Origin of the sequence: Photobacterium sp. GB-36, from assembly GCF_003026135.1 — a bacterium.
Lineage (GTDB): Bacteria > Pseudomonadota > Gammaproteobacteria > Enterobacterales > Vibrionaceae > Photobacterium.
The window spans coordinates 60,581-72,934 of the sequence record NZ_PYNY01000023.1; the positions used below are offsets into that span (position 1 = coordinate 60,581).

A 12,354-nucleotide genomic window follows, 5' to 3' on the forward strand; every position below is an offset into this window, starting at 1 on the left:
TTATTACAAACAATAAAAAAGGCACCCCGAAGGATGCCTTTTAGAATCAGTTACGTTGAGAATTAATTCTCGTCGTTAAGACCTGCATTCAATAGTGCCGCTAAGTCTTGAGAGGCTTGCTCTGCATCAACTTGTGGTGCTACTGGCTCAAGCTCAACATCACGCTGCAATTGACGACGTTGGTGGTAAGAGAAACCTGTACCCGCTGGGATCAGACGACCCACGATTACGTTCTCTTTCAGACCACGTAGGTCATCACGCTTACCAGAAACAGCAGCTTCTGTTAGTACGCGCGTTGTTTCCTGGAACGATGCTGCTGAGATGAATGACTCAGTCGCAAGCGATGCTTTAGTGATACCTAGTAAGTCACGAGAGTAACTTGCAGGAGTCTTACCTTCAGCTTCAAGCTGACGGTTAGCAATCGTTACGCGAGAGAATTCAACTTGCTCGCCTTCTAGGAACTCAGAATCACCAGCAACAGTGATAGTTACCTTACGTAGCATCTGACGAATGATAGTCTCAATGTGCTTATCATTAATCTTAACGCCCTGTAGACGGTAAACTTCCTGAACTTCGTTAACGATGTATTCTGCAACTGCGTGTACACCACGTAGACGTAGAATATCGTGCGGAGTTTCTGGACCATCAGCGATTACGTCACCCTTCTCAACTTTTTCGCCTTCGAAAACGTTAAGTTGGCGATGCTTCAGGATCATCTCTTCGTACGGCTGACCTTCACTTGGTGTGATGATCAAGCGACGCTTACCTTTAGTTTCTTTACCGAACGATACTGTACCGGTAATTTCTGCCAAGATAGCTGGTTCTTTTGGCTTACGTGCTTCGAACAAGTCAGCAACGCGTGGTAGACCACCCGTGATATCCTTGTTACCGCCAGATTTTTGCGGAATACGTGCAAGCGTATCACCGATACCAACCATAGCGCCGTCGTCAAGCTGAACAATCGCCTTACCAGGTAGGAAGTATTGAGCTGGCATATCAGTACCAGGGATCATTACATCATTACCATCAGCATCAACAAGTTTGATAGCTGGACGCATATCTTTACCTGCTGCTGGACGAGCTGCTGCATCAGTTACTTCGCTTGAAGATAGACCTGTTAGGTCATCTGTTTGACGAGAAACTGTTACGCCGTCGATCATGTCAACGAACTGGATACGACCAGCCACTTCAGTGATGATTGGCATGGTGTGCGCTTCCCAGTTTGCTACTGTTTCACCAGCAACAACGTCTGCACCGTCACCTTTGCTTAAAATAGTACCGTAAGACAGTTTGTAGTTCTCTTTCGTACGGCCGAACTCATCAATGATGCTTAGTTCAGATGCACGAGAAGTAATTACAAGCTTGCCAGCATTGTTCGTTACGAACTTAGCATTGTGCAGCTTCATAGAACCTGTAGTTTTCACTACAACGCTATTGTCTGCTGCTGCTGCTGATGCCGCACCACCGATGTGGAACGTACGCATCGTAAGCTGTGTACCCGGTTCACCGATTGACTGAGCAGCAACAACACCCACTGCCTCACCAGAGTTAACCAAGTGACCACGAGCAAGGTCACGACCGTAACAGAACTTACAACAACCGAAGTCATTTTCACACGTTACAACTGAACGTACTTTAACTTGGTCTACAGAGTTTGCTTCTAGGATCTCACACCACTTCTCATCAAGAAGCGTATTACGTGGTGCTAGAACTTCTTCTGTACCCGGTTTTAGAACGTCTTCAGCAACAACACGACCAAGAACACGATCACCAAGTTGTTCTTTAACATCACCACCCTCGATTAGAGGCATCATGGTGATACCAGCGTAAGTACCACAGTCATCTGCTGTGATCACTACGTCTTGCGCTACGTCTACTAGACGACGCGTTAGGTAACCTGAGTTTGCTGTCTTAAGTGCGGTATCCGCAAGACCCTTACGAGCACCGTGAGTAGAGATAAAGTACTGGAGTACGTTTAGACCTTCACGGAAGTTCGCAGTGATCGGCGTTTCGATGATTGAGCCATCTGGCTTAGCCATCAGACCACGCATACCCGCCAACTGACGAATCTGTGCAGCAGAACCACGAGCACCAGAGTCGGCCATCATGTATACGCTGTTGAACGATTTTTGCTGCTCTTCTTCACCGTCACGGTTAATAACAGTATCGAAAGACAGGTTATCCATCATAGCTTTAGCAACTTGTTCGTTCGCTGTAGCCCAGATATCGATAACTTTGTTGTAACGTTCACCAGCAGTTACAAGACCTGATTGGAACTGCTCTTGGATTTCAGCAACTTCAGCTTCAGCTTCAGCGATCTTAGTGTATTTAGCCGCAGGTACAACCATATCGTCGATACCAACAGATACACCAGAAAGTGCAGCGTAAGCAAAACCTGTGTACATAATCTGGTCAGCAAAGATAACAGTATCTTTCATGCCCAGCTTACGATAACAGGTGTTAAGAAGCTTAGAAATTTGCTTCTTACCTAGTGCTTCAGTGTTTACAAGGCTAAATGACAGACCTTTCGGTACGATAGGCCATAGCATTGCACGACCAACAGTAGTATCAACAAGTTGAGAATTCTCAACAAAGTTACCCTGCTCGTCTTTCACATATTCTGTAATACGTACTTTAACGCGAGCATGAAGCTCAGCCATCTTAGTACGGTATGCTTTCTCAGCTTCAGCTGGTCCAGCAAGGTACATGCCTTCACCTTTCGCGTTGATTTTCTCACGCGTCATGTAGTAAAGACCCAATACAACGTCCTGAGAAGGTACGATGATCGGATCACCAGATGCTGGTGAAAGAATGTTGTTTGTTGACATCATTAGAGCACGTGCTTCTAGCTGTGCTTCTAGCGTCAACGGCAAGTGAACCGCCATCTGGTCACCATCGAAGTCGGCGTTGTATGCCGCACACACAAGTGGGTGAAGCTGAATCGCTTTACCTTCGATTAGGATTGGTTCAAACGCCTGAATACCTAGACGGTGCAGTGTTGGTGCACGGTTAAGCATTACTGGGTGTTCACGAATAACTTCGTCTAGGATATCCCAAACGACTGCTTCTTCGCGCTCAACCATCTTCTTAGCAGCTTTGATTGTCGTAGCAAGACCACGAGTCTCTAACTTACCGTAGATGAATGGCTTAAATAGCTCTAGTGCCATCTTCTTAGGAAGACCACACTGATGCAGACGTAGGTATGGACCTACTGTGATAACAGAACGACCTGAGTAGTCTACACGCTTACCAAGAAGGTTCTGACGGAAACGACCTTGTTTACCCTTGATCATATCAGCAAGAGATTTCAGAGGACGCTTGTTAGAGCCAGTGATAGCGCGGCCACGACGACCGTTATCTAGCAATGCATCAACAGATTCCTGAAGCATACGCTTTTCGTTACGTACGATGATATCAGGAGCAGCCAGGTCTAAAAGACGCTTCAGACGGTTGTTACGGTTAATAACACGACGGTATAGATCATTCAGATCTGAAGTCGCGAAACGACCGCCGTCTAGTGGTACCAACGGACGTAGGTCCGGCGGTAGAACTGGCAGTACAGACAGGATCATCCACTCTGGGTTGTTACCTGACTGTAGGAAAGCTTCAACTAGCTTAAGACGCTTAGTTAGCTTCTTACGCTTAGTTTCAGAGTTAGTTTCTTCTAACTCTTCACGCATATTTTCGATTTCAGCATTTAGGTCCATGTTGCCTAAAAGTGCTTTAACCGCTTCTGCGCCCATCTTAGCGTCGAACTCGTCGCCCCACTCTTCAAGTGCATCCAAGTACTGCTCTTCAGAAAGCAGCTGGCTACGCTCAAGGTTGGTCATACCAGGTTCAATAACTACGTATGATTCAAAGTAAAGTACACGCTCGATATCACGTAGAGGCATGTCCATTAACAAACCGATACGAGATGGCAGTGACTTTAAGAACCAGATGTGGGCAACAGGTGAAGCAAGCTCAATGTGACCCATACGCTCACGGCGTACTTTAGTCTGAGTAACTTCAACACCACATTTTTCACAGATCACACCACGGTGCTTCAGGCGCTTGTACTTGCCACAAAGACACTCGTAGTCTTTTACTGGGCCAAAGATACGTGCACAGAAAAGACCGTCACGCTCAGGCTTGAAGGTACGATAGTTGATTGTTTCTGGCTTTTTAACTTCACCAAAAGACCATGAACGGATCATGTCAGGTGAAGCTAGACCGATTTTGATTGCATCAAATTCTTCGGTCTTATGTTGTGCTTTCAGAAACTTAAGTAAGTCTTTCACATTCGGCTCCTGTGAGGAGTTGACCCATAAAGGCGCCAGTCTACTGGCGCCTTCATATTTATACCGGAGTAACTAATAAGTATAGGTGACTAACCCAGTCTTATTCGTCTTCCAGCTCGATGTTAATACCCAACGAGCGGATTTCTTTCAACAATACGTTGAATGATTCCGGCATACCTGGTTCCATACGATGATCACCGTCAACGATGTTTTTATACATCTTCGTACGGCCGTTAACGTCATCTGACTTAACGGTTAGCATTTCTTGAAGGGTATATGCTGCGCCGTATGCTTCAAGCGCCCATACTTCCATCTCACCAAAACGCTGACCACCGAACTGAGCTTTACCACCCAGCGGCTGCTGAGTAACAAGGCTGTAAGAACCGGTAGAACGGGCGTGCATCTTGTCATCAACCAAGTGGTTCAGTTTAAGCATGTACATGTAACCAACAGTTACAGGACGCTCAAATGCATCACCAGTACGGCCATCAAACAACGTTAGCTGACCTGATTCAGGTAGATCACCCAATTTTAGCAACTCTTTAATTGATGACTCAGGTGCGCCATCAAATACAGGTGTTGCAATCGGTAGACCTTTACGAAGGTTTTGTACAAGAGTACGCACTTCCTGATCAGTAAGAGCTTCGATATCAACTTTCTGGCGAGTATCACCTAGGTTGTATACGCGTTGTAGGAAGTTACGGAACTTGTGTAACTCCTGCTGCTCTTTAAGCATATCGTTAAGTTTGTCACCGATACCTTTCGCCGCAAGACCTAAGTGAGTCTCAAGGATCTGACCGATGTTCATACGAGACGGTACACCCAGTGGGTTCAGAACGATATCAACCGTTTGACCTTTCTCATCGTAAGGCATGTCTTCAACAGGGTTAATCTTAGAGATAACACCCTTGTTACCGTGACGACCCGCCATCTTATCACCCGGTTGGATGCGACGACGAACAGCTAGGTATACTTTAACAATCTTAAGTACGCCAGGTGCTAGGTCATCACCTTGAGTGATCTTACGACGCTTAGTTTCAAACTTCTTATCGAACTCAGCTTTCAGTTCATCATACTGCTCTGCAAGCTGTTCCAACTGGTTTTGTAAAGCTTCGTCATCAAGCGTAACAGCGAATAGTGCATCGCGGTTCATTGAAGCAATCTTGTCTTCGCCGTAACCCGCAGATAGTAGAAGCGTACGAACACGAGCAAGAAGACCACCCTCAAGGATCTGGAATTCTTCTGTGATATCTTTCTTCGCTTCTTTCAGCTGCATCTCTTCAATTTCAAGAGCACGCTTGTCTTTCTCAACGCCGTCACGAGTGAAGACTTGTACGTCAATAATCGTACCAGTAACACTTCCAGGAACACGTAGAGATGAATCTTTAACATCAGATGCTTTCTCACCGAAGATAGCTCGTAGAAGCTTCTCTTCTGGTGTTAGTTGTGTTTCACCCTTAGGTGTCACTTTACCAACTAGGATGTCACCACCCTTCACTTCAGCACCGATGTAAACGATACCTGACTCGTCCAACTTAGAAAGCGCAGCTTCACCCACATTAGGGATATCAGCAGTGATTTCTTCAGAACCCAGCTTCGTATCACGCGCCACACAAGAAAGCTCTTGAATGTGGATTGTTGTGAAACGATCCTCCTGAACTACACGCTCAGAAACTAAGATGGAATCCTCGAAGTTGTAACCGTTCCAAGGCATGAACGCGATACGCATGTTTTGACCAAGCGCTAGCTCACCAAGGTCTGTTGAAGGACCATCAGCAAGAACATCACCGCGTGATACTGGCTCGCCAGGTAGCACGGTTGGACGCTGGTTAATACATGTGTTCTGGTTAGAACGCGTGTACTTAGTTAGGTTGTAGATATCGATACCTGCTTCACCAGGGATCAACTCGTCGTCGTTAACTTTGATAACGATACGAGATGCATCTACAGACTGAACTGTACCACCACGTTTAGCTACAGCTGTAACACCAGAATCAACACCGATTTGACGCTCAATACCAGTACCTACTAGCGGCTTATCAGCACGGATAGTTGGAACTGCCTGACGTTGCATGTTCGCACCCATTAGGGCACGGTTAGCATCATCGTGTTCTAGGAACGGGATCAGAGATGCCGCCACAGATACAACCTGGTTGGTTGCAACGTCCATGTATTGAACATGGTCACGTGGGTGCAGACCTGAATCACCTTTCTGACGAGCAGTGATCAATTCGTCAGCAAATGAACCGTCTTCGTTAAGCGCGGCGTTAGCCTGTGCAATAACGTATAGACCTTCTTCGATTGCTGATAGGTATTCGATATCGTCTGTAACTTTTCCGTCTATCACTTTACGGTAAGGTGTTTCCAAGAAACCGTAAGGGTTACAACGCGCAAAAACAGATAGCGAGTTGATTAGACCGATGTTTGGACCTTCAGGCGTTTCGATAGGACATAGACGACCGTAGTGCGTCGCGTGTACGTCTCGAACCTCAAAGCCAGCACGCTCACGAGTCAGACCACCTGGACCAAGCGCCGAGATACGACGTTTGTGAGTAACTTCTGACAGTGGGTTGTTTTGGTCCATAAACTGTGACAACTGAGAAGAGCCGAAGAACTCTTTCACTGCCGCAGAAATAGGTTTAGCGTTAATTAGGTCTTGAGGCATGATTGCATCAAGATCGCCTAAGCTTAGACGCTCTTTAACAGCACGCTCAACACGTACTAGACCAACGCGGAATTGGTTTTCAGCCATTTCGCCAACAGAACGAATACGACGGTTACCAAGGTGGTCGATATCATCAACTTCACCTTTACCGTTACGGATATCGATCAGTTTACGCATAACATCAATGATGTCTGCGTGGTCTAAGATACCAGGACCTGTAGTCTCTTCACGAAGTAGAGAACTGTTGAACTTCATACGACCAACAGCAGATAGATCGTAACGATCTTCTGAGAAGAACAAGCTTTCAAAAAGTTGCTCAGCTGCTTCACGTGTTGGTGGCTCGCCAGGGCGCATCATACGGTAGATTTCTACCAATGCACTTAAACGGTCAGTTGTGTTGTCGATACGTAGGGTATCTGACATGTAAGGACCGTGGTCTAAATCGTTCGTAAACAGAACTTCAATAGACTTGTGACCCGCCTGAGATAGAAGTGCTAATGCTTCCAGGCTTAATTCCTGGTTAGCCGCTACAATCAGTTCACCGGTTTCTTCGTTGATGTAATCGCGTGATGCGATCTTACCAACGATGTACTCAACTGGTACTTCGATGTGATCAATGCCGTCTTTGCCTAATTGGCGAATATGACGAGCAGTGATACGACGACCTTGCTCTACGTAAACTGTACCGTTCGCTTCAATATCAAAGCTTGCAGTTTCGCCACGTAGACGATCCGGTACCAACTCCATAACAAGAGATTTACCTTGAACTTCGAAATGAATTTTTTCGAAGAACATGTCAAGGATCTGTTCTGTTGTGTAGTTAAGTGCACGAAGGATGATAGACGCAGGTAATTTACGACGACGGTCGATACGTACGAATACACTGTCCTTAGGATCGAACTCGAAATCCAACCATGAACCACGGTAAGGGATTACGCGAGCGTTATATAACACTTTACCTGAGGAGTGGGTCTTACCCTTATCGCTGTCGAAGAAGACACCCGGGCTACGGTGTAGCTGGGATACGATAACCCTCTCGGTACCGTTAATAACGAATGTACCGTTATCTGTCATGAGCGGAATTTCGCCCATGTAAACTTCTTGTTCTTTAATGTCTTTTACAGTGCCAGCCGGCGCGTCTTTATCGTACATGACAAGACGTAGCTTCACACGCAGTGGAGCAGAATAAGTTACGCCACGAATCTGACATTCTTTAACATCGAAGACCGGCTCACCGAGACGATAGCTAACGTATTGCAGCTCGGAATTGCCATTGTAGCTCTGGATTGGAAAAACAGAGCGAAAGGCAGCTTCTAGACCGTAATGCCCTTCTGGATCCTGCTCGATAAATTTTTGGAAAGAATCAAGCTGGATCGACAGCAAGTATGGAGCATCCAACACTTGCGGACGCTTACCAAAATCCTTACGGATACGCTTTTTCTCGGTATAAGAGTAAACCATAGGTTCCTCAGATCGCTGATAAGTGATCCAAACTACCCCAATACACACGGGGGGTAGTGACTAAACGTTGTTTATGTGTAGGAACAACCCAATGAAATCAGGGTCGTTTTTTTGCTAGACAGTGGATACAAAACAAGGTGAAAATTACCACTGCCCTACAGCGCAAAAAGGCCGGTGGCAATTTGCCACCAGCCAATAGCCATAAAAGGCTATGAAATCAAATAATTATTACTTGATTTCAACAGAAGCACCAGCTTCTTCTAATTGAGCTTTAAGAGCTTCAGCTTCAGCTTTCTCAACGCCTTCTTTTAGAGGTGCTGGAGCGCCGTCAACTACTGCTTTAGCTTCTTTAAGACCAAGACCAGTTGCGCCACGTACTGCTTTGATTACAGCAACTTTGTTAGCGCCACAAGCTGTTAGGATTACGTCGAATTCAGTTTGCTCTTCAGCTGCATCTGCAGCTGCGCCGCCTGCTACAACTGCAGCTGCAGCAGTAACACCGAATTTTTCTTCCATAGCTTCAATTAGCTCAACAACTTGCATTACAGACATTTCTGCAACTGCGTCTAGGATTTGCTCGTTAGTGATAGACATAACAATTCTCTTTTAAAGTCAACAATAAGTTTAAATAGTAATCAGATAAAACTCTGCTATTAAGCAGCAGCTTCTTCTTTCTGATCACGTACTGCAGCGATAGTACGTACAAGTTTACCAGCAGACGCTTCTTTCATGCACATCATTAAGCGTGCGATAGCTTCGTCGTAAGTTGGTAGAGTTGCTAGTACTTCAACGTTTGCAACAGCGCCTTCAAATGCAGCTGCTTTGATCTCGAATGCTTTGTTCTCTTTAGCGAAGTCTTTAAAAAGACGCGCTGCAGCACCTGGGTGCTCATTAGAGAAACCGATTAGAGAAGGACCAACAAAAACGTCTTGTAGACATTCGAAGTCAGTTCCTTCCACTGCACGGCGTGCTAGTGTGTTACGAACAACTTTAACGTATACGCCAGCTTCACGAGCTTGCTTACGTAAAGTAGTCATCGCACCCACAGTAACACCGCGAGAGTCAGCAACAACAGCAGAAAGTGCACCGTTGGCAGCTTCGTTGACTTCAGCAACAATTGCTTTTTTGTCTTGAAGATTTAATGCCATTGGATTTGCTCCTGGATTGTTTGACACCACTCACTGCTCAAATAGCAGGAGAGTCTTACGGCGCAGATCCAAGAAAGACATACATCAATCATGCTCTGGCACCGTCTACGTAGGTAAATATTAAGTTCCGAAAAACACCTACGGTCTTTGACGGAGGCTAACTGCAAGCAATTAGCCCCAGCCACGAATTCGGAAGCGACAAATTATACACTAACTTATCGCTTCTGCAAATTATTACGCTACGTTAGTTTTCAGAGAGTTCTGATCTAATGCTACGCCTGCACCCATAGTAGTAGAGATGCTTACTTTCTTAATGAAAGTACCTTTCGCTGAAGAAGGCTTAGCTTTCTTCAGTGCAACTAGAAGAGCTTCTAAGTTCTCTTGTAGTTGAGCGGCATCGAAGTTCACTTTACCGATAGTAGTGTGAATGATACCGTTTTTGTCGTTACGGTAACGAACCTGACCTGCTTTAGCATTTTTAACTGCTTCAGCAACGTTAGGAGTTACAGTACCAACTTTAGGGTTTGGCATAAGACCACGAGGACCTAAGATAGTACCAAGTTGACCTACAACGCGCATTGCATCAGGAGATGCGATAACTACGTCGAAGTTCATCTCGCCTTTCTTAACTAGATCAGCTAGATCTTCCATACCTACAAGCTCAGCGCCAGCTTCTTTAGCAGCTTCAGCGTTTGCGCCTTGAGTAAATACAGCAACACGGATATCACGACCAGTACCGTTTGGTAGTACAGTTGCACCACGTACGTTTTGGTCAGATTTACGTGCATCAATGCCTAGGTTAACTGCAACGTCAACACTTTCATTGAATTTAGCAGTAGCTAGTTCTTTTAGAAGAGCAACAGCTTCGTTGATTTCGTACTCACGAGTAGAGTCAACTTTGTCACGGATAACGCGCATGCGCTTAGTCAGTTTAGCCATCTTATTAACCCTCTACCACTAGGCCCATTGAGCGAGCAGTACCAGCAATTGAACGCTTCATAGCTTCAATATCAGCACCAGTCATGTCTGCAGCTTTAGTCTCAGCAATCTCTTGGATCTGAGCGTCAGTTACAGTACCTACTTTCTCAGTGTTCGGACGACCAGAACCAGACTTAAGGCCAGCTGCTTTAAGCAGAAGAACTGCTGCAGGTGGAGTCTTAGTTACGAACGTGAATGAACGGTCACTGTAAACAGTGATAACAACTGGAGTTGGAAGACCTTTCTCTACTGAGTCAGTCTTAGCGTTAAACGCTTTACAGAATTCCATGATGTTAACACCATGTTGACCAAGAGCTGGACCAACTGGTGGACTAGGGTTCGCCATACCAGCTGCAACTTGCAGCTTGATGTAAGCTTCTACTTTTTTAGCCATTGCTATATACCTAAATTTGGGTTCAAACGTCTATTTTTAAACAAACAGACTCCCCGTCTAACGAAAGGGCGCGAAATTATAGCCTAATCTCACGCCCCTGACAATACAACTTGAACAGAATTTGATCAGTTCTTTTCGATTTGACCGAACTCTAATTCTACTGGCGTTGCACGACCGAAAATCGATACAGAAACCTTCACGCGGCTCTTATCGTAATCTACTGATTCAATTGTACCATTGAAATCAGCAAATGGACCATCAGTCACACGAACAACTTCACCAGGTTCAAATACTGTTTTATGAACAGGAGACTCACTAGCTTGCTGTAGACGGTTTAGGATCGCATCCGCTTCTTTATCAGAAATCGGAGCTGGGCGATCAGAAGTTCCGCCAATGAAGCCCATAACACGTGGAATACTGCGTACTAAGTGCCATGTTTCGTCGTTCATCACCATTTGTACCAGTACGTAACCTGGGAAGAACTTACGCTCACTCTTACGGCGCTGACCTGCACGAACTTCAACTACCTCTTCTGTAGGAACAAGAACTTCATCAAAGTGCTCTTCCATACCGTGCATTTTGATATGTTCGCGTAGTGACTGTGCAACTCGGCCTTCAAAACCTGAAAAAGCCTGTACTACATACCATCGTTTTTTTGGAGCTTCGCTCATGAATTCTTACCTCACACGCCGGTAAATAGGCGTACTAAACGGACCATAATGCCGTCGATACCCCAAAGGGCTAACGCCATCACTACAGTGACTGCTAGAACGATAAAGGTTGTCTGCGTAGCTTCCTGACGAGTAGGCCATACCACCTTGCGGACTTCCATGCGCGACTCACTTGCAAAACGAATCGCGGCTTTACCTTTTGCTGTAAATGCAGCAGTGATCCCAGCAACTGCCACTAAAGCAATTACTGCAGATGTACGCAGCACAACAGAAACATCACTGTACAGGTAATTACCAACCACAGCAGCAGCTAGCAAAGCAAAAACTACGACCCATTTCAGGCCATCCATTTTGCTTTCGCTTTCTTGGTTTTCGGCATTCGCATTCATACAACCAACCTGTAACTAGTCTTTATTTAGACGAAAATAACCCCGCTATAGCGAGGCCATGGATGAAGAAAAAGGGGTAAGCCTTTAATAACATTAATAAAAAACTTCATCTTACGAAAATTTATCTCTATCACTTGAACAAAAAACATGCATTTTTGTATTAAAGTGTAGAAAAAGGGCATCAAATGATGCCCTTTTTTGTGCGCTGTCGTCAAATTAAATTCAACGAAGTCGTCGTAACTTATGCAATGATAGTTGCAACAACACCAGCACCAACTGTACGGCCACCTTCACGGATAGCAAAACGTAGACCTTCGTCCATCGCGATAGGTGCGATTAGAGTAACAGTCATAGCGATGTTATCACCA

The 12,354-nt window shown here is 45.4% G+C and carries 8 protein-coding genes and 1 pseudogene; all 9 read right to left on the reverse strand.

Annotation, left to right across the window (positions count from 1 at the left end; all coding sequences use genetic code 11):
* Nucleotides 1–62: 62 nt before the first annotated feature.
* Nucleotides 63–4,280 (reverse strand): DNA-directed RNA polymerase subunit beta', encoded by a 4,218-nt coding sequence (gene rpoC / locus C9J46_RS17290; RefSeq protein ID WP_107207949.1) that lies wholly within the window; start codon nt 4,278–4,280, stop codon nt 63–65.
* 100 nt (nt 4,281–4,380) lie between these two features.
* Nucleotides 4,381–8,406 carry a DNA-directed RNA polymerase subunit beta gene (gene rpoB, locus C9J46_RS17295; RefSeq protein WP_107291277.1) on the reverse strand — a complete coding sequence of 1,342 codons (4,026 nt, stop codon included), beginning with the start codon at nt 8,404–8,406 and terminating at the stop codon, nt 4,381–4,383.
* Nucleotides 8,407–8,634: 228 nt separating this feature from the next.
* Entirely contained in the window at nt 8,635–9,000 is a 366-nt protein-coding gene (gene rplL / locus C9J46_RS17300; protein ID WP_105061414.1) for a 50S ribosomal protein L7/L12, read from the reverse strand.
* Between the two features lie 59 nt (nt 9,001–9,059).
* Nucleotides 9,060–9,554 (reverse strand): 50S ribosomal protein L10, encoded by a 495-nt coding sequence (gene rplJ / locus C9J46_RS17305; RefSeq protein WP_107207948.1) that lies wholly within the window; start codon nt 9,552–9,554, stop codon nt 9,060–9,062.
* 234 nt (nt 9,555–9,788) lie between these two features.
* Nucleotides 9,789–10,493 (reverse strand): 50S ribosomal protein L1, encoded by a 705-nt coding sequence (gene rplA / locus C9J46_RS17310; protein WP_107207946.1) that lies wholly within the window; start codon nt 10,491–10,493, stop codon nt 9,789–9,791.
* A gap of 4 nt (nt 10,494–10,497) precedes the next feature.
* The gene (rplK, locus tag C9J46_RS17315; RefSeq protein ID WP_005372708.1) at nt 10,498–10,926 is read right to left on the reverse strand and encodes a 50S ribosomal protein L11; all 429 of its coding nucleotides are present in this window, start codon (nt 10,924–10,926) and stop codon (nt 10,498–10,500) included.
* Nucleotides 10,927–11,051: 125 nt separating this feature from the next.
* Entirely contained in the window at nt 11,052–11,597 is a 546-nt protein-coding gene (gene nusG / locus C9J46_RS17320) for a transcription termination/antitermination protein NusG (RefSeq protein WP_045084741.1), read from the reverse strand.
* An 11-nt stretch (nt 11,598–11,608) separates the two neighbouring features.
* Nucleotides 11,609–11,986 (reverse strand): preprotein translocase subunit SecE, encoded by a 378-nt coding sequence (secE, locus tag C9J46_RS17325; RefSeq protein WP_107207944.1) that lies wholly within the window; start codon nt 11,984–11,986, stop codon nt 11,609–11,611.
* A gap of 241 nt (nt 11,987–12,227) precedes the next feature.
* Nucleotides 12,228–12,354 (reverse strand): annotated as a pseudogene (tuf, locus tag C9J46_RS17330) (elongation factor Tu); the annotation flags it as partial.

Excerpts from the sequence above, each read along its gene's own strand:
- rpoB (WP_107291277.1), bottom strand. The coding sequence starts at position 8,406 with ATGGTTTACTCTTATACCGAGAAAAAGCGTATCCGTAAGGATTTTGGT.
- nusG (WP_045084741.1), bottom strand. The coding sequence starts at position 11,597 with ATGAGCGAAGCTCCAAAAAAACGATGGTATGTAGTACAGGCTTTTTCA.
- rplJ (WP_107207948.1), bottom strand. The coding sequence starts at position 9,554 with ATGGCATTAAATCTTCAAGACAAAAAAGCAATTGTTGCTGAAGTCAAC.
- secE (WP_107207944.1), bottom strand. The coding sequence starts at position 11,986 with ATGAATGCGAATGCCGAAAACCAAGAAAGCGAAAGCAAAATGGATGGC.
- rplL (WP_105061414.1), bottom strand. The coding sequence starts at position 9,000 with ATGTCTATCACTAACGAGCAAATCCTAGACGCAGTTGCAGAAATGTCT.
- rplA (WP_107207946.1), bottom strand. The coding sequence starts at position 10,493 with ATGGCTAAACTGACTAAGCGCATGCGCGTTATCCGTGACAAAGTTGAC.
- rplK (WP_005372708.1), bottom strand. The coding sequence starts at position 10,926 with ATGGCTAAAAAAGTAGAAGCTTACATCAAGCTGCAAGTTGCAGCTGGT.